This is a genomic window from Streptomyces sp. NPDC104096 (assembly GCF_055584385.1).
In genome coordinates this window covers 55,603-74,689 of the sequence record NZ_JBVJMD010000009.1, presented here as the reverse complement: position 1 = coordinate 74,689, position 19,087 = coordinate 55,603, and the positions used below count along the sequence as shown (strand labels likewise).

At 73.7% G+C, this 19,087-nt stretch carries 19 protein-coding genes; 6 read left to right on the top strand and 13 right to left on the bottom strand.

Features of this window, described 5'->3' with window-relative positions; all coding sequences use genetic code 11:
• Positions 1–18: 18 nt before the first annotated feature.
• The 3 genes from ACZ60B_RS12780 to ACZ60B_RS12770 all read right to left on the bottom strand — a co-directional run bounded on the left by ACZ60B_RS12780 (position 19) and on the right by ACZ60B_RS12770 (position 5,130).
• Positions 19–3,021, bottom strand: a complete 3,003-nt coding sequence (locus tag ACZ60B_RS12780; protein WP_469386031.1) for an AAA family ATPase — start codon at positions 3,019–3,021, stop codon at positions 19–21.
• Positions 3,018–4,181 carry an exonuclease SbcCD subunit D gene (locus ACZ60B_RS12775; protein ID WP_469386030.1) on the bottom strand — a complete coding sequence of 388 codons (1,164 nt, stop codon included), beginning with the start codon at positions 4,179–4,181 and terminating at the stop codon, positions 3,018–3,020. Before ACZ60B_RS12775 ends, ACZ60B_RS12780 begins: the two co-directional genes overlap by 4 nt.
• A gap of 322 nt (positions 4,182–4,503) precedes the next feature.
• The gene (locus ACZ60B_RS12770) at positions 4,504–5,130 is read right to left on the bottom strand and encodes a YigZ family protein (RefSeq protein ID WP_450662316.1); all 627 of its coding nucleotides are present in this window, start codon (positions 5,128–5,130) and stop codon (positions 4,504–4,506) included.
• A 125-nt stretch (positions 5,131–5,255) separates the two neighbouring features.
• Here ACZ60B_RS12770 and ACZ60B_RS12765 point away from each other — a divergent pair, with 125 nt between their 5' ends.
• Positions 5,256–7,247 carry an APC family permease gene (locus ACZ60B_RS12765; RefSeq protein WP_469386029.1) on the top strand — a complete coding sequence of 664 codons (1,992 nt, stop codon included), beginning with the start codon at positions 5,256–5,258 and terminating at the stop codon, positions 7,245–7,247.
• 51 nt (positions 7,248–7,298) lie between these two features.
• On the opposite strand, the gene ACZ60B_RS12760 is transcribed toward ACZ60B_RS12765, so the two are convergent.
• Together ACZ60B_RS12760 and ACZ60B_RS12755 are read right to left on the bottom strand one after the other, a co-directional pair.
• Entirely contained in the window at positions 7,299–7,844 is a 546-nt protein-coding gene (locus ACZ60B_RS12760; protein WP_469386028.1) for a SixA phosphatase family protein, read from the bottom strand.
• Entirely contained in the window at positions 7,841–8,569 is a 729-nt protein-coding gene (locus tag ACZ60B_RS12755; protein WP_469386027.1) for a hypothetical protein, read from the bottom strand. Before ACZ60B_RS12755 ends, ACZ60B_RS12760 begins: the two co-directional genes overlap by 4 nt.
• 162 nt (positions 8,570–8,731) lie before the next feature.
• Here ACZ60B_RS12755 and ACZ60B_RS12750 point away from each other — a divergent pair, with 162 nt between their 5' ends.
• Positions 8,732–9,139: a CoA-binding protein gene (locus ACZ60B_RS12750; RefSeq protein ID WP_392618299.1), complete on the top strand. Its 408-nt coding sequence runs from the start codon at positions 8,732–8,734 to the stop codon at positions 9,137–9,139.
• Between the two features lie 67 nt (positions 9,140–9,206).
• On the opposite strand, the gene ACZ60B_RS12745 is transcribed toward ACZ60B_RS12750, so the two are convergent.
• Positions 9,207–9,566, bottom strand: coding sequence for an ArsR/SmtB family transcription factor (locus tag ACZ60B_RS12745; RefSeq protein WP_469386026.1), 360 nt, complete (start codon positions 9,564–9,566; stop codon positions 9,207–9,209).
• A gap of 76 nt (positions 9,567–9,642) precedes the next feature.
• On the opposite strand from ACZ60B_RS12745, the gene ACZ60B_RS12740 reads away from it, so the two are divergent.
• Positions 9,643–10,815 carry a cation diffusion facilitator family transporter gene (locus ACZ60B_RS12740; protein ID WP_469386025.1) on the top strand — a complete coding sequence of 391 codons (1,173 nt, stop codon included), beginning with the start codon at positions 9,643–9,645 and terminating at the stop codon, positions 10,813–10,815.
• Positions 10,816–10,817: 2 nt separating this feature from the next.
• Here the strand turns inward: ACZ60B_RS12740 and ACZ60B_RS12735 are convergent, their stop codons facing one another.
• Positions 10,818–11,375 (bottom strand): YbaK/EbsC family protein, encoded by a 558-nt coding sequence (locus tag ACZ60B_RS12735; RefSeq protein WP_469386024.1) that lies wholly within the window; start codon positions 11,373–11,375, stop codon positions 10,818–10,820.
• A 42-nt stretch (positions 11,376–11,417) separates the two neighbouring features.
• Positions 11,418–11,990 carry a helix-turn-helix domain-containing protein gene (locus ACZ60B_RS12730; protein ID WP_469386023.1) on the bottom strand — a complete coding sequence of 191 codons (573 nt, stop codon included), beginning with the start codon at positions 11,988–11,990 and terminating at the stop codon, positions 11,418–11,420.
• Between the two features lie 145 nt (positions 11,991–12,135).
• Between ACZ60B_RS12730 and ACZ60B_RS12725 the strand changes: the two genes are divergently transcribed.
• The gene (locus ACZ60B_RS12725) at positions 12,136–12,993 is read left to right on the top strand and encodes a DMT family transporter (protein WP_469386022.1); all 858 of its coding nucleotides are present in this window, start codon (positions 12,136–12,138) and stop codon (positions 12,991–12,993) included.
• A 47-nt stretch (positions 12,994–13,040) separates the two neighbouring features.
• Here the strand turns inward: ACZ60B_RS12725 and ACZ60B_RS12720 are convergent, their stop codons facing one another.
• The gene (locus ACZ60B_RS12720) at positions 13,041–13,832 is read right to left on the bottom strand and encodes an acyltransferase (protein ID WP_469386021.1); all 792 of its coding nucleotides are present in this window, start codon (positions 13,830–13,832) and stop codon (positions 13,041–13,043) included.
• A 76-nt stretch (positions 13,833–13,908) separates the two neighbouring features.
• Between ACZ60B_RS12720 and ACZ60B_RS12715 the strand changes: the two genes are divergently transcribed.
• The gene (locus ACZ60B_RS12715) at positions 13,909–14,439 is read left to right on the top strand and encodes a gamma carbonic anhydrase family protein (RefSeq protein ID WP_469386020.1); all 531 of its coding nucleotides are present in this window, start codon (positions 13,909–13,911) and stop codon (positions 14,437–14,439) included.
• 76 nt (positions 14,440–14,515) lie between these two features.
• Here the strand turns inward: ACZ60B_RS12715 and ACZ60B_RS12710 are convergent, their stop codons facing one another.
• Entirely contained in the window at positions 14,516–15,166 is a 651-nt protein-coding gene (locus ACZ60B_RS12710; protein ID WP_469386019.1) for a DedA family protein, read from the bottom strand.
• A 94-nt stretch (positions 15,167–15,260) separates the two neighbouring features.
• Complete coding sequence (locus ACZ60B_RS12705) at positions 15,261–15,698, bottom strand: DUF4442 domain-containing protein (protein WP_469386275.1); 438 nt, start codon at positions 15,696–15,698, stop codon at positions 15,261–15,263.
• A 145-nt stretch (positions 15,699–15,843) separates the two neighbouring features.
• Here ACZ60B_RS12705 and ACZ60B_RS12700 point away from each other — a divergent pair, with 145 nt between their 5' ends.
• Positions 15,844–16,881, top strand: a complete 1,038-nt coding sequence (locus tag ACZ60B_RS12700) for a DUF8017 domain-containing protein (protein WP_469386018.1) — start codon at positions 15,844–15,846, stop codon at positions 16,879–16,881.
• A 119-nt stretch (positions 16,882–17,000) separates the two neighbouring features.
• Here ACZ60B_RS12700 and ACZ60B_RS12695 read toward each other — a convergent pair whose 3' ends face one another.
• Both ACZ60B_RS12695 and ACZ60B_RS12690 read right to left on the bottom strand, forming a co-directional pair.
• Positions 17,001–17,948 carry an MIP/aquaporin family protein gene (locus tag ACZ60B_RS12695; RefSeq protein WP_469386017.1) on the bottom strand — a complete coding sequence of 316 codons (948 nt, stop codon included), beginning with the start codon at positions 17,946–17,948 and terminating at the stop codon, positions 17,001–17,003.
• 244 nt (positions 17,949–18,192) lie between these two features.
• Complete coding sequence (locus ACZ60B_RS12690) at positions 18,193–19,038, bottom strand: spermidine synthase (protein ID WP_469386016.1); 846 nt, start codon at positions 19,036–19,038, stop codon at positions 18,193–18,195.
• Positions 19,039–19,087 lie beyond the last annotated feature (49 nt).

Here is a 19,087-nt window from a genome sequence, read left to right as displayed (position 1 = left end):
GCTCCCGGAGCCCCGGGTTCAACCCGCGCCTCCCGCGTCCCGCTGCCGCACCGCCGAGCCCGAGCGGCCCTTGACGACCTCCAGTTGCGCGTGGACGCGCCGCCGCAGATCGCCGACGTGGCTGACGATGCCGACGCTGCGGTCCCGCTCCCGCAGTGAGTCGAGGACGTCGAGCACTTCGTCGAGGGTCTGGTCGTCGAGGCTGCCGAAGCCCTCGTCGATGAAGAGGGTGTCCAGGCGGACCCCGCCGGCCTCGTCGGTGACGACGTCCGCGAGACCGAGCGCCAGGGAGAGCGAGGCGAAGAACGTCTCGCCGCCCGACAGGGTCGCCGTGTCCCGCTCCCGCCCGGTCCAGGCGTCGACGACGTGCAGCCCGAGCCCGCTGCGGCCGCGGCCGGCCCGGTCGTCGGAGTGGACGAGGGTGTAGCGGCCGGACGACATGCGCTCCAGCCGGGCGCTCGCGGCGGCGGCGACCTGCTCCAGGCGGGCCGCCAGGACGTACGACTCCAGGCGCATCCGGCGCTCGTTGTCGGCCGAGGTGCCCGCGGCGAGGCCCGCCAGGCGGGCGACCCGGTCGTACTCCTCGCGCAGCGGGGCCAGGCGCCGCGCCCCGGTGGCCGCACGGGTGGAGAGCCGGTCGAGTTCGGCGCAGCGCCGGGCGGCCGCGTCGCGTCCGGAGGCGGCCTCCCGCAGCCGGCGGCCGGCCAGGGCGGCGGCCCGCTCGGCGGCGTCGCTGTCGGCGGGCGGCTGCTGGGCGGCGGCCGCGGTGTCGGCCTCGGCGAGCACGGCGCGTACCGCGGACTCCTCGGACTGCCAGGCGTCCAGACGGCGTTGCAGCTCGCGGTGGGCGGCGTCGTCGAGCAGGGCGGCGGCCGCGGCCTGCGGGGTGTCGAACCCGGCGCGGAAGGCGGCGTCGGCCAGGCGCGCGTCGGCTTCCTTGAGTCGGCGCGCGGTGTCCTCGGCGGTGCGGGCGGCGTCGGCCGCGTCGGTGAGCAGGCCGACCTGCCGCTCCAGTTGGGCGCTGCGCGCGGCGACGCTGCCCGCCTCACCGCTGGCCTGCGCCAACTCCGCCTCCAGCGTGACCCGTTCGCGCTCCAGCCGGTCGCGGTGGCCGACCCGGGCGGCGGCCCGGACGGCCGCCTCCTGACGCAGCGCGCTGCGCCGTTCGCGTTCCTGCTCGGCCTGCCTCAACTCCTCGTTCGCCGGGTGCAGTCCGGAGGCGTCGCGACGGGCCTCGGTGTACTGCCGCTCCAACTCGTCCGCCTGTTGGACCAGTTGTTCGGTCGGGGTGTCGCCGGCCTCGGCGGTGGCGGCGGCCCGCGCCTCGCGTACGGCGGCCAGCCGCCGTTCCTCCCCCGCGTGGCGTTCCTGGGCGTCGCGGTAGGCGGCCAGGGCGCGTTCCTCCGCCTCTCGCCCGACGTGTCCGGCGACCTTGCGGGCGGGCGCGGGGTGCGCGGTGGCCCCGCAGACGGCGCAGGGCTCGCCGTCCCGCAGGCCCGCGGCCAGTTCGGCGGCGATGCCGTTCAGCCGCTGTTCCTTCAGGTCCAGCCAGTCGGCGCGGGCCTGAGCAGCGTGCTTCTCCGCCTCGAAGGCTCCCAGGCGTGCCGCTTCGACGTCCACGGTGAGCCGGTCGCGGGTCCGGGCGGCGTCCAGGCGGGCCCGCGCGGGCTCGCGTCGTACGGCGAGCTGCTCGGCGAGGACGGCGGCCGCCTGGGCCGAGGAGATCCGGGCCTGGAGAGCGGTCCGGACCGCCTCCCAGGCGCCGAGCCAGCTCTCCGCCTCGGCGAGGACGTCGTCGTCGGCGCGTTCCTGGCGGTCCAGGCCGGTGCGCTCGGCGGTGAGTTCGTTCAGGCGGTGCTCCGCGCGGCGGGCCGACTCCAGTCGGCCGAGCTCCTCGGCGGCCCGGCGCGCGGCGGCCGCGAGTCCGGCCGCGCCCGCTTCAGCGAAGGTGTCCGGCAGCAGGGCGCGTGCGTGCGTCTCGGCGGCGGCCGCCCTGCGGTGCTCGGTGTCGGCGGCCTCGCGCAGCTCCAGCGCCGGCGCGACCGCCTCGGCCTTGCGTCCGCGCTCCATGCGGGACTGCTCCGCCCGGTGCGTGTCGGCCCGTTCCGCCAGGAGCGCGGCCCGCTGCCGCGCCTGGCCGAACCGCTGCTGCAACCGGGCCACTTCGCGTACGTCGGACAGTGCGCGCTCGGCGGCGTGCTGCGCGCTCTCGGCGGCGCCGAGGCGGCAGTGGGCGACGGCCAGTTCCTCGCGGGCGGTGCTGCGGGCGACGGCGGCGGCGCTCAGCACGGCGTCGGCCAACCCCGGCTGTCCGGGGGTCAGTTCGGGCAGCTCCAGGGCGCCGCCCGCCGCCTGCTGCATCCGGTGGGCGTCCGCGAGCAACGCGGCGTCGCCCTCGCGCACCTGGGCCTCGGTGGCCTTCCTGCGGTCGGCCAGCCGCTTCTCGACCTCGGCGAAGCGGCGGGTGTCGAAGAGGCGGCCGAGCAGCTTGCCGCGGGCCTCGGCGTCGGCGCGCAGGAACCGCGCGAAGTCGCCCTGCGGGAGCAGGACCACCTGGCAGAACTGCTCGCGGCTCATGCCGAGCAGCTGGGTGATCTCCTCGCCGATCTCCTGGTGCGAGCGGCTGAGGTCCTTCCAGGCGCCGGCGGCGGCGTCGTACTCGCGCAGCCAGGTCTGGGCCTTGTCGACGGTGGTGCCCGAGCCGCGCAGCTTGGGGCGCTCCCAGGGCGGCTGCCGGGTGATCTCCAACCGGCGCCCGGCCACGGTCAGTTCGAGGCGCACCTCGGTACGGACGGCCGCCGCGGCGTGGTCGCTGCGCAGCGTCAGGCCCTGGGCGCCCTGGCGGGCGCCGGGGACCGCGCCGTAGAGCGCGTAGCAGACCGCGTCGAGGACGGAGGTCTTGCCCGCGCCGGTCGGGCCGTGCAGCAGGAAGAGACCGGCGGCGGACAGCGCGTCGAAGTCGACCGTCTGCGCCCCGCCGAACGGCCCGAAGGCGGTGATGTCCAAGCGGTGGAGCCTCACCGGGCCACCTCCCGCACGGCGTCGTCGGCGCGCACCGCGTCGAACGCGTCCCGCAGGACGGCCCGTTCCCGTTCGTCGGGCCCGGCGCCGCGCACATGCGCCACGAAGTCCTCCGCGATCTGCTGGTCGCTGCGGTCGGCGAGGCGTGCGGCGTACGACAGGCCGGGGTCGTCCGGGGCGCGCTCGGGGTCGAAGACGAGGCTGAGGGTGTGCGGGAAGCGATCGGTGAGCCGGGCCATGGGATCGGCCGGGCGGACCGGGTCGGTGAGCGTCGCCTCGACCCACGCCTCCTCGTGCCGGGCGAGCGCGGGATCGGCGAGCAACCGCTCCAGCGGGCCGCGGATGCGGGCCAGCGCGCGGGGCACCGGGCAGTCGACGCGCTCGGCGGTGACCGCGCCGTCGGCGTCGAGGTCGACGAGCCACATGCTCTTGCGGTGCTCCGCCTCCGAGAAGGAGTACGCCAGCGGGGAGCCGGAGTAGCGCACGCGGTCGGTGATGGTCTGGCAGCCGTGCAGATGGCCCAGGGCCACGTAGTCCACGCCGTCGAAGACCCCTGTGGGCACGGCGGCCACTCCGCCGACGGTGATGTCCCGCTCGCTGTCGCTGGCCTCTCCCCCGGTGACGAAGGCGTGGGCCAGCACGACGGATCGGGTGCCCGTCGCCCGGCCGGCGAGGTCGGCGCGGACCCGGTCCATGGCACCGGCGAGCACTGCCTCGTGCCCCGGTCTGGTCACCGCGAACTCGTCCTTGACCAGGGCGGGTTCGAGATACGGCAGGCCGTAGAAGGCGACGTCCCCGTGCGCGTCGGCCAGCACCACCGGTGTGCCGCAGGCCGCCGGCTCGGTACGCAGATGGATGCCGGCTCGGTCGATCAGCCCGGCTCCGACCCCCAGCCGGCGGGCGGAGTCGTGGTTGCCGGAGATCATCACGGTCGGCACGCCGAGCTCGGCCAGTCCGTGCAGGGCGTCGTCGAACAGCTCGACCGCGCCGAGCGGTGGCACCGCCCGGTCGTAGACGTCTCCCGACACGACCACGGCGTCCACGGCGTGCTCACGCACGGTCGTGACGAGGTGGCCGATGAAGTCGGCCTGGGCGCCGAGCATGCCGACCCGGTGGAACGACCGGCCCAGATGCCAGTCGGACGTGTGCAGCAACCTCAAGAAACCGCTCCGACCTGCACGTCTCCCCCACCTGCGCCTTCTGGACCGGTACCCGCGGGCACGCGGCGGAAGGCACCGGCGCGCACTCGGGCCGAACCGGGAGGGATCCTCCGGTCGGCGTCCACCACGCTAACGCTTTTCGGCAACCGATCCCCCACGGATCCCGGCCCGTCACACCCGCACAACAGTCAATTGTCCAATATGCCCACATCGGTGTGACAGATGACCGCCGCCGGGGTGAGCAACGAGATACGTCCCGGCACCACCGGAGCGCCGGGCGTCGGGCGCCGACACTCGGCCCTCGGCCCTCGGCCCTCGGCCCTCAGGCGTCCCCGTACGCCTCGCCGCCCAGTTCGAACCCGGCGGTGCCGGCCGTCACGTCCGCGAGCCACCCCCGGAAGGCCGGCACGTCCGCGTCCGGCAGCCCGATCTCGATGGTGACCGCCTCCCCGTACCGCACGTCCCGCACCTCCCGCCCGGTCGAGCGCAGGTCGTTCTGGACCTTGCCCGCCCGCTGGTGGTCGACGGTCACCGTGGCCACCCGGAAGCGCCGCCGGGTCAGGGTGCCGAGCGCGTCCAGGGCCTCGCCGACGGCACCTCCGTACGCCCGGATGAGGCCGCCCGCGCCGAGCTTGACGCCGCCGTAGTAGCGGGTGACGACGGCGACGACGTACCGCATGTCACGACGCAGCAGCATCTGGAGCATGGGGACCCCGGCCGTGCCGCCCGGCTCGCCGTCGTCGCTGGCCTTCTGGACGGAGGCGTCGGCTCCGATGACGTAGGCCCAGCAGTTGTGCGTGGCGTCGGCGTGCTCCTTGCGGACGGCGGCGACGAAGTCCTGGGCCTCCTGCTCGGTGGCCGCCGGAGCGAGCGCGCACAGGAAACGGGAACGGTTGACCTCGGTCTCGTGCACACCCGGGTGGGCGACGGTGCGGTACTGGTCCTGCATCCGGCCAGCCTAGACCGCGCCCGTGCGGCCGCCCGTACGGCCGTCCGGACGGCCGCTCGTGCGGTCGCCCGCGTCGCGGGTGCGGGCGACGATGTGGGGAGGTCCGCAAGACGGGAGACACCGGCATGACCGGTACGCACGTGGGGAGCACCGGCGGCGCCGGGGCCACCCCCTCGGGCCGCTCCGCGCGCACGGCCCGCTGGCGGGCCTGGCTGCTGGAGGGCCTGAGCGAGCAGACCGCGCGGCACCCCGGCCCGCACGCGAAGGCGCGGGCCGGGCAGGAGGGCCACCGGTGGTGGCGGGTGATGTGCCTGACCGGTGTCGACTACTTCTCCACGCTCGGCTACCAGCCGGGCATCGCCGCGCTCGCCGCCGGTCTGCTGTCCCCGCTCGCGACCATGGTGCTGATCGCGCTGACCCTGTTCGGCGCGCTGCCGGTCTACCGCCGGGTGGCGCGCGAGAGCCCGCACGGCGAGGGGTCGATCGCCATGCTGGAGCGGCTGCTGTCGTGGTGGTCGGGGAAGATCTTCGTGCTGGTGCTGCTGGGCTTCGCGGCGACCGACTTCATCATCACGATCACCCTGTCGGCGGCGGACGCCGCCGCGCACGTGGTGGAGAACCCGTTCGCGCCGCCGTGGCTGCGCGGCGAGAACCTGTGGATCACCCTGGTGCTGGTGGGGCTGCTGGGCGGGGTCTTCCTGAAGGGTTTCCGGGAGGCGATCGGCATCGCGGTCGCGCTGGTGGCGACGTACCTGACCCTGAATCTGGTGGTGCTCGCCGCCTCCGCGTGGGCGGTGTTCACCGGCCCGGTGCGCGTCGACGACTGGACCGACGCGCTCGGCGCGCGGCACTCCTCGCCCCTGATGATGATCGGCGTGGCGCTGCTGGTCTTCCCGAAGCTGGCCCTCGGCATGTCCGGCTTCGAGACCGGTGTGGCCGTGATGCCGCAGGTCAGGGGCGCTCCGACGGACACGTACGAGAACCCGGCGGGCCGTGTCCACGGCACCCGCAGGCTGCTCACCACGGCCGCGCTGATCATGAGCTGCTTCCTGCTGCTGTCCAGCCTGGCCACGACGATCCTCATCCCGCAGTCGGAGTTCAGGAGCGGCGGCAAGGCCAACGGCCGCGCGCTGGCCTATCTCGCGCACCAGCATCTCGGCCAGGTGTTCGGCACGGTGTACGACGTCTCCACGATCACCATCCTGTGGTTCGCGGGCGCCTCCGCGCTGGCCGGGCTGCTGAACCTCGTACCGCGCTATCTGCCGCGCTACGGCATGGCCCCCGAGTGGACGCGGGCGGTGCGTCCGCTGGTGCTGGTCTTCATGACCGCGGCGGTGCTCATCACCCTGTGGTTCGACGCGAACGTGGACCGGCAGAGCGGCGCGTACGCGACCGGTGTGCTGGTGCTGATGCTGTCGGCGGCGTTCGCCTCCACGGTCGCCGTGCACCGGCGTGGCCGCCACCGTGCCGCGCTCGGCTTCGGCGCGATCACCGCCGTGTTCGCGTACACGCTGGTGGCGAACGTCGTCGAGCGGCCGGACGGCATCAAGATCGCGACGATCTTCATCGTGGCCATCCTGGTGACCTCGTTCGTCTCGCGGGTGCACCGGGCCTTCGAACTGCGCGTCGCCGAGGTCGTCCTCGACGAGCACGCGAGGCGGATCGTCGACGGCGCGGCCCGGGCCGGCCCGCTGCGGCTGATCGCGAACGAACCGGTGGAGCACACCCGGCGGGAGTACCGGGCCAAGGAGCACGAACAGCGCGGGCACACCCCCATCCCGAAGGGCGGCCCGGTGCTGTTCCTGGAGGTGTTCGTGCGCGACTCCTCGGACTTCAGCGCCGACGTCACCGTGCGCGGCGACGAGATGCACGGCGTACGGCGGCTGCGGGCGCAGGGCCCGACGGTGCCCAACACCATCGCCGCGGTGCTGCTGGCCCTGCGCGACCGCACCGGCGAGGTGCCGCACGCCTACTTCAGCTGGACGGAGGGCAACCCCGTCAGCCATCTGGTCCGGTTCCTGGTCTTCGGCGACGGGGAGGTCGCGCCGGTCACCCGGGAGGTGCTGCGCCGCGCGGAACAGACCCCGCAGCGCAGGCCGTACGTCCATGTGGGCTGAGGCCGGTCCCTGTCGCCCCGTCGCCCCGTCGCCTGTCGCCCCGTCGCGGCGCTAGCCCAGCCGCCGTCCCCGCGGCACCGTCATCGACGTCAGCAGGGCCGAGTTCGGGGCGAGCGCCCGCCAGGTGCTCCCGTACCAGGCGAGGACCGCGATCGCCGAGGTCGGGAACTTCGCCCGGACCTCGTCGAGCGCTCCGTCGAGGCCGTCGTCGGCCAGGTCGAGGACGAGTTCCTCCAGGCCGGGATTGTGGCCGACCAGCAGCAGCGTCTCGACCTCGGGCGGTGTCTCGCGCACCACGTCCAGCAGTTCCGGCGCACCGGCCCCGTACAGCCTCGGGTCGTAGCGCACCGGCGGCGGGGTGCCCCACTCGGCGGCGGCCAGGTCCCAGGTCTGCCGGGCCCGCAGGGCGGTGGAGCACAGGGCGAGGTCGGGCAGGAAGTCGGCCTCGGCGAGGGCCCGGCCCGCGGCCGGCGCGTCCCGGCGGCCCCGCGGCGCGAGCGGCCGCCGGTGGTCGGGCACGCCCTCCGGCCAGGCGGACTTGGCGTGCCGCAGCACGACCAGGCGGCGCAGCGGGCCCGCCCCGGCGCGCGCGGTCATACCAGGGTTCCCAGGTCGCGGGTGAGCTCCAGGCCCAGCAGCCGGTCGGCGTAGGCGTACGTCTCGAAGCGGGCGCCCTCCGGCAGGTCCGGCCCGGCCTCCTCCACCCAGCGCAGGACGTTCAGGACCTCGGGCACGTCCAGGTCGTCCTCCCAGGCGGTGCGCAGCCGTACGCGCACCTGGTCGGGGACCGGCCGGGAGGGGCGGGTCGCCCAGCCGGCGACCGCGCGGCGCCAGCGCCCGAGGGTGCGCTCGGCGTCCGTCAGGGCGTCCGGTCCGAGGTGCAGGGGCGCGCCGCGCGGGTGGCCGAGCAGCGCCAGGCGCAACACGGTCGGGTCGGTGCCCTGTGGGACACCCGACCCGTCGGGGACGACGGGCGCGACCTCGACCCGGACGCCGTCGGGCACGGCGCCGCCCGTGCCCACCACGTGCAGGACCTGGGCCTCGCCCAGTCCGGTCCCGATGTCCCGCGCGTCCTCGAAGGGCCGCACCCCGAGGGCCGCGGCGCCCGCGCGCAGCTCGGCCCCCTCGCGCGGTGCGGTCAGCAGCGCCCACACCGGCGTGCCGCCGAGCTCGAGGGCGCGTACGAGAAGGTCGGTGACGAGGAGCAGGCGCAGGGCGGTGAGGTCGAACCCGGGCACGTGCGCCTCGACCCGGGTCAGGCCCCGGCGGACCGGGGCGGCGTCGACGAGTTCGCCAATACGGGCGTCGATGATGCGGAGCACTAGGTGAGCGTAGGCGCGTGGAGGCCGTCGCGCAGACAGGCTGCGCGGAATCAGGACATCGAACCGGTACCGCGGGCGGGACACGGTCGCCGGAATCCCACCGCGTACCGTGCTGTTGTCCCCGGGAGAGCTCTTTTCCCGTCTGTGTCGAGGAGGCCGCCGGTGTACGGCGACGAGGCAACGATCCGCAAGATACTCACCGGGCTCGGTGACACCTGGGCCGTGGTGGGCCTGTCCTCCAACCGCGGCCGCGCCGCGTACGGCGTCGCCGAGGTGCTCCAGCGCTTCGGCAAGCGGGTCGTGCCCGTGCACCCCAAGGCGGAGACCGTGCACGGGGAGCGCGGCTACGCGTCCCTCGCGGACATCCCCTTCGACGTGGACGTGGTCGATGTGTTCGTCAACGGCCATCTCGCCGGGGCGGTCGCCGACGAGGCGGTCGCCAAGGGGGCGCGGGCGGTCTGGTTCCAGCTCGGCGTCGTCGACGAGGAGGCGTACGACCGTACCCGGGCCGCGGGCCTGGAGATGGTGATGGACCGCTGCCCGGCGATCGAGATCCCGAGGCTGGGCTGACGGTCCGACCGCGGGTCGGTCGTGGACGGGCCGACCGAAGGTCGTTCGTGGACGGGCCGACCGCGGGTCAGTCGTGGACGGGCTGGTCGCGGAGCCTGTGGTCGGCCACGTCGAGCGCCTCGTCCAGCAGACGGCGCAGATGGCCGTCGCGGAGCGCGTAGACGACCCGGCGGCCCTCCTTGCGGGTGCTCACCAGTCCGGCGAGGCGCAGCCGTGCCAGATGCTGGCTGACGGCCGGCCGCGCCGCTCCGCAGGTCTCCGTGAGCGTGGTGACGTCCGCCTCCCCGGCCGCCAGCGCGTGCAGCAGGGTGAGGCGGGTGCGGTCGCCGAGCAGGGAAAGGATCTCGGCCGCGAGGGCGAAATGCTCCTCGCCGGGGGTACGCGGATGCCCGTGATGCGCAGGCGACAGGTGCGTGTGTGCGCTCATGCGCACATAATGGCTCCGAGGGCGGGTCGCGTCCACTCCCGCGCACCCGCGCCCGGCGCACCGGAAGGGGATCGCCGTGAGCGACCGGCACGACAAGGGACACGAGCAGGACCACGCGCACGGCCACGGTCGTGGTCATGTGCACCACGACGGGCACGGGCCCGGCCCCTCCCGCCGTCAGGGCCACGGTTCGAGCCGTCATGAGCACGCACACCCCCACCGTCGGGAGCACCCCCACGGCCACGAGTCGGCGCGTCCCGTCGGCCGGCTGCGGCACCGCCTCTCCCATCTCCTCGCCCCCCATTCCCACGAGACCGCCGACCGGCTCGACCCGGCCCTGGAAGCCTCGGCCCGGGGGCTGCGCGCGCTGTGGGTGTCGCTGGCCGTGCTCGGGACGACGGCGGCGGTGCAGGCGGTGGTCGTGGTCCTCTCCGGGTCGGTGGCGCTGCTCGGCGACACGGTGCACAACACCGCGGACGCGCTGACCGCCGTGCCGCTCGGCATCGCCTTCGTGCTGGGCCGGCGGGCCGCGACCCGCCGCTTCACCTACGGCTACGGCCGCGCGGAGGACCTGGCGGGCCTGGCGATCGTGCTGACGATCGGCGCTTCGGCGGCCTTCGCGGGGTGGACCGCGTTCGAGCGGCTGCTGTCGCCGCGGCCCGTCGAGCACGTCCCGGCGGTCGCCGTGGCCGCCCTGGTCGGCTTCGCGGGCAACGAGTGGGTGGCCCGGTACCGGATCCGGGTCGGCCGCTCGATCGGTTCGGCCGCGCTGGTCGCCGACGGACTGCACGCCCGTACCGACGGGTTCACCTCACTGGCGGTGCTGATCGGCGCCGGCGGCTCGGCGCTCGGCCGGCAGGCGGCCGACCCGGTGGTGGGGCTGGCGATCACGGCCGCGATCGCGCTGATGCTGCGGGACGCCGCGCGCGAGGTGTTCCGGCGGGTCATGGACGCCGTGGACCCGGCGCTGGTGGACCGGGCCGAGCGGGCGCTGTCGGCGGTCGAGGGGGTGCGCGGGGTCGGCGAGCTGCGGCTGCGCTGGATCGGGCACCGGCTGCGCGCCGAGGTGGCCGTGGTGGTGGACGGCGAGGCGACCGTGCGGCAGGCCCACGCGATCGCCGTGGACGCCGAGCACGCCCTGCTGCACGCCGTTCCCCGGCTCACCGCGGCCCTGGTGCACGCCGATCCCGCGCCGGTCGCGGGCCAGGCCGACCCGCATCTGGCGCTGGCCCACCACGCGCGGGTGTGACCTCAGGGCGCGCCCAGGCCCTCCAGCACGACCGCACCCGGCAGTTGGGCGAACGCCTTGCCCGGCACCAGCAGCTTGCCGCGCCTGCGTCCGCTGCCGACCAGGACGTACGGCAGGTCGACGACCGCCGGGTCCACCAGCACCGGCCAGTCGGCGGGCAGCCCGATCGGGGTGATCCCGCCGTACTCCATGCCGGTCTCCCCCGTCGCCGTGTCCATGGGTGCGAACGAGGCCTTGCGGGCGCCGAGTTGCCGGCGCACCACGCCGTTGACGTCGACGCGGGTGGTGGACAGGACCACGCACGCGGCCAGGGCGGTCCCGCCACCGCGCTTGCCCGCGACGACCACGCAGTTCGCGGACCGCTCCAGCAGGTCCCGGCCGTAGTGCTCCACGAAGACGGCGGTGTCGGCCCATCGCGGGTCGGTCTCCACGTAGAGGATCTCGTCGGCGGGGACGGTGCCGGTCCAGTGGCGTACGGCGTCGGCGACCGGGCCGGTGAGTTCGTCGAGGCAGTCGGGGGCCGGGGTGGCGTGGTCGAAGTCTCCGATGGGTGCGCGCATGGCCGCACGGTAACAGCCGTGAGGCGGCGCCCCGGGGGCGTCTCAGCGCACGGGCGGGACGGAGACCGCCATCACCATCTCCATCGGGACGTCGCCCCGGTTGCCGTACGTGTGCGGGGTGTCGGCCTCGAAGGACGCGCTCGCGCCGGTCGGGACGACGTGGTCCACGCCGTCGACGGTGAGGGTCAGCTCCCCCGCCAGGACATGGACGAGCTCGACCGTGCCGACGGGATGCGGGTCGGAGAGGCTGTCCTCCCCGGGCATCAGCCGCCAGTCCCACATCTCCAGCGGGCCCGGGGCCTCGGTGCCCGCGAGCAGCCGGTTGTAGCTGCCCGCGTCCGTGTGCCACAGCCGCACGGCCTGCTCGGCGGGGACGACGCGCACCTTCGGGCCCTGTTCGTAGTCGAGCAGGGTGGTGATGCTGATGCCGAGGGCGTCGCCGATCTTGACGACCGTGCCGATGCTGGGGTTGGTGCGGGCCTGCTCGATCTGGATGAGCATGCCGCGGCTGACGCCGGCCCGCGCGGCGAGCGCGTCCAGGGTGAAGCCGCGCTCGGTGCGCCAGCGCTTGACGTTGCGCGCCAGGGACTGGGTCAGCAGGTCGAGGTCCGACACATTCCGTCCAATATCTGGTGTGACCGGATATCCGTGGATATTCGAAGAGCACCCGGGGTTCATTATTCTGGATGACAGGGTTCACTTCACTGAACTACTGTGTGGTGCACCCGATCGTTCACCGAACTGTACTGCGAGGCACCCCGTGACAGCACTCTTCGCCCTGGCCACCAGCCTGTTGTGGGGCCTGGCCGATTTCGGCGGCGGGGTGCTGACCCGGCGGATCCCGGCGCTGACCGTCGTCGTGGTCTCCCAGGGGATCGCCGCGGTCGTGCTCGGCGCGATCGTGGTCGCCACCGGGGGCTGGAGCGAGGCCGGACCACGGCTGTGGTTCGCGTTCGCCGCCGGCCTCGTCGGCCCGGTCGCGCTGCTCTCCTTCTACAAGGCACTCGCCCTGGGCCCGATGGGAGTCGTCTCCCCGCTGGCCACCCTGAGCGTCGCCGTCCCCGTCGGCGTGGGACTCTTCCTCGGCGAGCGTCCCGGCCTGACCCAGGCCGCGGGGATCGCCGTCGCCGTCACCGGTGTCGTGCTCGCGGGGGGTCCGCAGCTCAGGGGCGCCGGTGTGCAGCGCCGGGCGATCCTGCTGACGCTGATCGCCGCGCTCGGCTTCGGCACGGTCTTCGCGCTGATCGCCGAGGCGTCGGCCACGGTCACCGGCCTGTTCCTGGCGTTGTTCGTGCAGCGGCTGACGAACGTGGCGGTGGGCGGCGCAGCGCTGTACGCCTCCGTGCGCCGCGGCGGCCCCGCCCTGCCGGCGGGCGGCTTCCCCTGGGCCTCGCTCCCGGCGCTCGCCTTCGTCGGCCTCGCCGACGTCGCGGCCAACGGCACGTACTCCGTCGCCGCCCAGCACGGGCCGGTCACGGTCGCCGCCGTGCTCGCCTCGCTCTACCCCGTGGTCACGGCGCTGGCCGCGCGCGGCTTCCTCAGCGAACGGCTGCGCGCGGTCCAGGCGGCGGGCGCGGGCCTGGCCCTGGTGGGCACGCTGCTGCTGGCGACCGGCTGAGCCGACCGGCCCGGTGTCGCGGGGCGCGCCGGCCGGCCCTGAGGGCCTCAGGGCTCCAGCCGGGCCAGCCTCGCCACCGTCTCCTCGTCGAGCTCCGACAGCGCCACCAACTGGTCGGAGGTGACCCCGTCCGGGACCGGCACCGGCGCGGGGGTGCGCAGCGGCGGCTGCCAGCCCTCGTCCGGCGTCCAGCGGCGTACGACCCGGGCGGGCGCCCCGGCCACCACGGCGTGGTCGGGCACGGTCCCCCGGACGACCGCGCCCGCGGCCACCACGACGTTGCGTCCGATCCGGGCACCGGGCAGGATCACCGCCCCGGTGCCTATCCAGCAGCCCGGACCGATCTCCACCGGCTCCATCCGCGGCCACTGCTTGCCGATGGGCTCGTGCGGGTCGTCGTAGGAGTGGTTCGTGGAGGTGACGTAGACGTACGGCCCGAAGTAGCAGTCGCTGCCGATGGTGACCGTCGTGTCGGCGATGACATGGCTGCCGCGGCCGAGCACGACCCCGTCGCCGATGCGCAGGATCGGGTCCGGACCCAGATCGAGGTCGGGCATCAGACCCGCGGTGAGGGTGACCTGTTCGGCGACGATGCAGTGGGAGCCGAGATGGATCCACGGCTCGCCGAACACGGTGCCGAGCGGGAAGGCGAGCCGGGTGGCCGGTCCGATCGAACCGAAGCGGAAGCGCCCCGGGTGTTCGGCGCTGACGGAGCCCGCGCGCTGCACCCAGGCCCAGCCCGCGTGGACGGCCCGCTGCGCGGCGCGGCGCCACCAGGATGAGAACGTGTTCTTGCTCTTCGGCACCCGCTCACCGTAGTCGGCGCCTGCCGTGGCCACGCCTTCCGCGCCCTGTGATCTTCACCCCACCCGGTGGCGTACGGTGCCGGTGTACGACGGACACGAGGAGACGGCGATGACGCACAGGGCGCTGATCACAGGCATCGGCGGCAGGGAACCGAGGGTGGACGCGGAGGCCTTCACGGCCCCCACCTCCACGGTGATCGGCGACGTGACGCTGGGGGCCGGGGCGAGCGTCTGGTACGGGGCGGTGCTGCGCGGCGACGTGGAGCGGATCTCGGTCGGCGCGAGCAGCAACATCCAGGACAACTGCACCCTGCACGCCGACCCCGGCTTCCCCGTGACGGTGGGCGAGCGGGTCTCCGTCGGGCACAACGCCGTCGTGCACGGGGCGACGGTCGGCGACGACTGTCTGATCGGCATGGGGGCGACGGTGCTGAACGGCGCGGTGATCGGCGCCGGCTCGCTGGTCGCGGCGCAGGCCCTGGTGCCGCAGGGGATGCAGGTGCCGCCGGGCTCCCTGGTCGCGGGCGTCCCCGCGAAGGTCCGGCGGGAGCTGACCGAGGAGGAGCGGCAGGGGATCACCCTGAACGGCACGATGTACGCGGAACTGGCCAAGGCCCACCGCGAGGTGCACGAAGACTGAGCCGCGCAGCCGACCTGCTCCGACGGCAGTCAGATGCTCACGGCGGCCGGGTGATCACAGCGGTCGTTCCGGCCGCCTATTCGGCGGCCGGAACGACCTCTCGCTCGTCCGCCGCCTGCTGCTGCGCCGTCTTCTTCGCCCGGCGCTTGAGCACCAGCATCGACGTCACTCCGACGAGCACGGCCGCCGCCAGTCCCAGGTACGAGAACCGCTTCAGCCAGTCCTCGGCGACGAGCCCGACGTAGTAGACGACCGCGGTCGTGCCGCCCGCCCAGGCGATCCCGCCGAGCACGTTGGCGACGAGGAACTTCCAGTACGGCATCCGCAGCACGCCCGCGAGCGGGCCGGCGAAGATGCGCAGCAGGGCGACGAAGCGGCCGAAGAAGACGGCCCACATGCCCCACTTCTCGAAGGACCGCTCGGCGGTGGCGATGTGCGCCTCGCCGAAGTGCCTGGGGAACTTGTTGCCGAGCCAGGCCAGCAGGGGCCGTCCGCCCTTGCGGCCGATGGCGTAGCCGATGGAGTCGCCGATCACCGCACCGGCGACCGCGCAGGCGCCGAGCACGACGGGGTTGACTCCCCCGTGCTGCGAGGACAGCAGGGCCGCCGACACCAGGACGATCTCGCCCGGCAGCGGGATGCCCAGGCTCTCCACTCCGATGACCAGGGCCACCACGGCGTAGACGGCGCCGGCGGGCACCGTGTCGAGCCATTCCTGGACGTGCACCGCGGCTTCCTCCCGTTGTGTCCCGTGTCTCCCGGCGCGCGCCGGGAAGGGCGCACGCCGGGAAGCCTACCGGGTCACCCGAAGGGGCAGGTGTTCAGCCGTTGGGGCGCAGGGTCCACAGGACCGTCATCTCCGTGGTCACGGCGCCGTCCTCGCGCTGGATGGCGACGGAGACGGGGAACTCCGGGCGCTTGCCCTCGTCGAGCTCGGCGACGACCTCCGCGATCGGGCGGCCGAGCGTGGCCGTGGCCCGCACCGGGCCGAGCGCGATCTTCTTGAAGGCGATCTGGGCGTTGACCGGCAGCGGCACGGCACGGTCGAGCTGGTCGCCGAAGGCGGCCAGGACGATCGCGCCGCTGGCCGACTCACCGAGGGTGAACATCGCCCCGGCGTGCGGCCCGCCGACGTGGTTGCGGTACTCGCTCTGGTCGGGGAGGGCGAGGACGGCCCGCTCCGGGGTGGTCTCCAGGTACTCCAGGTTCAGGGTCCGAACCATGGGCACCGTGGCGGCGAGCATCTCGCCGATCGACATCTGGTCTGCGCTCATGAACCAGATGTTACCCACGAGTAGTCTCCGCTGACCAGATCCGGGGCCGGGACAGGGCTCCGCCATCGGTACGTGCCTGACAAAGGGCGGTGACCGATTCGTGTCCCGGGCGGCACTAGGGTTGCTCGCCATGTGGCCAGGACAGCAGCCGCCCGGGGGCGAGCAGAACCCGCAGGGACAGAACCCGCAGGGACAGAACAACCCGTACCAGCAGCCGGGGTACCAGCAGCCGAATCCGTATCAGCAGCCCGGCTATCAGCAGCCCAACCCGTATGAGCAGCAGCCCCAGTGGGGCACGCCCATACCCGCCGGCGCGCCCCAGCCGCAGCCGGGCGGCGACGGTGGCGGCGGCAACCGGACCAAGCTGGTCGCGATCGTGGCGGCGACGGCCGTGGTCGTGGCGGCCGGCGTCACCGGATATCTGGTCCTGGGCAAGGACAAGGACGAGGTCGAGGTCTACGGCAAGGACAAGAAGCCGAGCGCCTCCACGTCCGCGAACCCGGGCGACCCGAGCGCCACGGCGTCCGGCGCGGACGACAATCCGCGCGGCAACGAGACCGAGAAGCCGACGGTCGCGGGCTGGAAGGTCGTCGTGAACCCCAAGTGGGGCATCGCCTTCGACGTGCCGGCCGACTGGGAGGTCCAGTCCCCCGGTCTGAGCATCGGCTTCGAGGAGGACAACTCGGACGACGCCAAGCCGATCATCATCATGTCCGGGACGGCCGAGTACCAGTCCAAGTGGTGCACGTCCGACGACGACAAGGACGGCCGGACCGAGGACACCCCGCTGGCCGTGGTGGGCACCAAGGGCGGCGGCGGAGCCAAGAGCACCGACGAGGTGGCGGTCAACACCCCGGCGTGGTGGGTGTACGGCGGCTACACCCAGCCGGACAAGAAGTCGATCACGTTCGACAAGAAGGCCACGCCCTACACGACCGCCTCGGGCGTCAAGGGCAGTTACGCCTGGGCGCAGTCCGCCAGGACGCCCCAGAAGGGCAAGTGCGCCAGCGACGGCAAGGCGATCACGTTCGGGTTCAAGAACTCCGCCGACGACTTCGTCTCCTGGAACCTGTACGGGGCCACGGGCGTCGACAAGGAGGTCCCGAAGGCGACCGTCATGAAGATCCTCAGCACGGTCCGGCTGCACGGCGACCCGACCCGCAGCTGACCGGCAACGCCCGGCGGCGGTACCGGTGTTCCAGGCACACGGCCGACGGGTGACCTCACGGCGCCTGCCCGCGCCCGGGGTTCGCCCGCCGGGCCGGGCAACGCCGTCCGGCCGTACGGCTACTCGTCGTCCGCGTCACCCTCCCCGCGGGTACGGCCGACCTCCGGGCCGGCGCCCTCCTGGGCACGCAGGTGCAGGACGTCGCCGATGAACAGGTCGTACACCAGCACTCCGATCACACCGCCGACCAGCGGGCCGACGATCGGAATCCAGAAGTAGTTGCTGAACGACCCCGCCGATGTCCCCGGCATCGCCAGGTCTCCCCACCCCGCGGCCCAGGTGAACAGGCGGGGGCCGAGGTCACGGGCCGGGTTGATGGCGTATCCGGCGTTCGCCCCGTAGGACATGCCGATCGCCGCGACGACGAATCCGATGACCAGCGGGCCGAGATTCGCTTTCACGGCGGTGTTGCGCAGATCGACCACGGCGACGATCAGCATCACCAGGAATGCCGTGCCCACGATCTGGTCGATCAGCGGCCCCCAGATTCCGCCGTGGAAATACGGCGCGGGGAACGTTGCGAAGATGGAGAACGACGCGAGCGTATGCCCGTTGGTCTTCGGGGCCTTCATGGCGGCGTCGAAGGTGTTGATCGCGTCGTGGTAGACCCCGTAGACGAGTGCGGCCCCCGTGAACGCGCCGATCAGTTGCGACAGCATGTACGGCGCGACCTTGACCCAGGCGAACTTGCGCCGCACCGCGAACGCCAGGGTCACCGCCGGATTGAGGTGCGCCCCGCTCACCCCGCCGGCCACGTACACCCCGAAGACGACGGCGAACGCCCAGCCCCAGCCGATCAGCAGCCAGTCCCCGGCTCCCCAGAAGAACGTCGTCGGCCCCGACGTACGGCCCGATCCCGGCAGCGCCGCGACCGTCATGGCCACCACGCCGGATCCGAAGGCGATGAGGACGAACGTCCCCAGGAACTCGGCCAGGCATTCGCCCAACAGGCCTTCCCGCCGTCTGAGCCGGGAGGGCTTGATCAGCGGCGAGATCTCCGCAGCCATGGTTCCTCCAAGACCGTCGTCAAGACCGTCATCCGAGGCGCCGAAAGACGCTGGACCCCCACCCTCCGATGGACGTCATACTACCGTCGCCAGGACTTCCGGGCGCGACGGCGGCATTTCCGTACCCCGGCCCGACATGCGAATGCGGTGGGAAAAGCGGTGGGGTACCAACCCTGTTCCGCGCACCTCCATTTGCGCACCGGACTGTTCTGTGCGTTTCTTTTCTCCGCCGGTCGTCCGGCGTTCAGCCGATACCGAAAGCGCCGTCGGGAGGCACCGGCGAAGGTACGGCGTCCTCGTCCCGTACCGGGCGCGCGTCGCCCATGAAGTCGCGCAGCGCCGCCCCGTGCTCGACGCGCGCCGGGAAGGCGTCGGCGGCGGTCCGGCGGGCCAGGGCGGCGGTGTCGAGCGGGTGCCGCGCGGCGACGAGCACCGCGTTCCCGAAGCGGCGGCCGCGCAGCACGCCCGGCTCGGCGATCAGCACGAGTTCCGGGAACACCGCCGCGAAAGTGGCGAGTTGGGAGCGCAGGAAGGCGAACGGGGCGGCGTCGGCGAGGTTGGCGAGGTAGACACCGCCGTCGCGCAGGACCCGTCCGGCCTCACGGGCGTAGCCGAGGGACGTGAGGTGCGCGGGGACGCGGGAGCCGCCGAAGACGTCGGCGACCAGCACGTCGGCCGAGTCGTCGGGGGCGGCCTCCAGCCAGCGGCGGGCGTCGGCGGCGTGCGGGGTGACGCCCGCGCCGTCCGGGAGCGGGAGGTGCTCGGCGACCAGGTCCAGCAGGCCCCGGTCGGCCTCGACGACGTCCTGCCGGGATCCGGGCCTGGTCGCCGCCAGGTAGCGGGGCAGGGTGAACGCGCCGCCGCCGAGGTGCAGCGCGTCCAGCGGACGCCCGGCCCGGGTGACGGTGTCCAGGACGTGCCCGAGCCGGCGCGCGTACTCGAACTCCAGGTGCGTCGGCTCGTCCAGGTCGACGTACGACTGCGGTGCCCCGTCGACGGTCAGCAGCCAGGCCCGCTCCCGGTCGACGTCGGGCATCAGCTTGGCGAACCCGTGATCGACGGCTCGGCTTACGGGTATGGGCTCGTTCACCGTCCCATTGTGCCCGCGCCGCCGGCCCCGACCGGCCCGCACCGACCCC

Bases quoted from the DNA above. Each gene is read 5' to 3' on its own strand.
- ACZ60B_RS12770 (WP_450662316.1), bottom strand. From the start codon at position 5,130: ATGCAGGACCAGTACCGCACCGTCGCCCACCCGGGTGTGCACGAGACC.
- ACZ60B_RS12765 (WP_469386029.1), top strand. From the start codon at position 5,256: ATGACCGGTACGCACGTGGGGAGCACCGGCGGCGCCGGGGCCACCCCC.
- ACZ60B_RS12760 (WP_469386028.1), bottom strand. From the start codon at position 7,844: ATGACCGCGCGCGCCGGGGCGGGCCCGCTGCGCCGCCTGGTCGTGCTG.
- ACZ60B_RS12745 (WP_469386026.1), bottom strand. From the start codon at position 9,566: ATGAGCGCACACACGCACCTGTCGCCTGCGCATCACGGGCATCCGCGT.
- ACZ60B_RS12735 (WP_469386024.1), bottom strand. From the start codon at position 11,375: ATGCGCGCACCCATCGGAGACTTCGACCACGCCACCCCGGCCCCCGAC.
- ACZ60B_RS12715 (WP_469386020.1), top strand. From the start codon at position 13,909: ATGACGCACAGGGCGCTGATCACAGGCATCGGCGGCAGGGAACCGAGG.
- ACZ60B_RS12705 (WP_469386275.1), bottom strand. From the start codon at position 15,698: ATGTCGATCGGCGAGATGCTCGCCGCCACGGTGCCCATGGTTCGGACC.
- ACZ60B_RS12700 (WP_469386018.1), top strand. From the start codon at position 15,844: ATGTGGCCAGGACAGCAGCCGCCCGGGGGCGAGCAGAACCCGCAGGGA.
- ACZ60B_RS12695 (WP_469386017.1), bottom strand. From the start codon at position 17,948: ATGGCTGCGGAGATCTCGCCGCTGATCAAGCCCTCCCGGCTCAGACGG.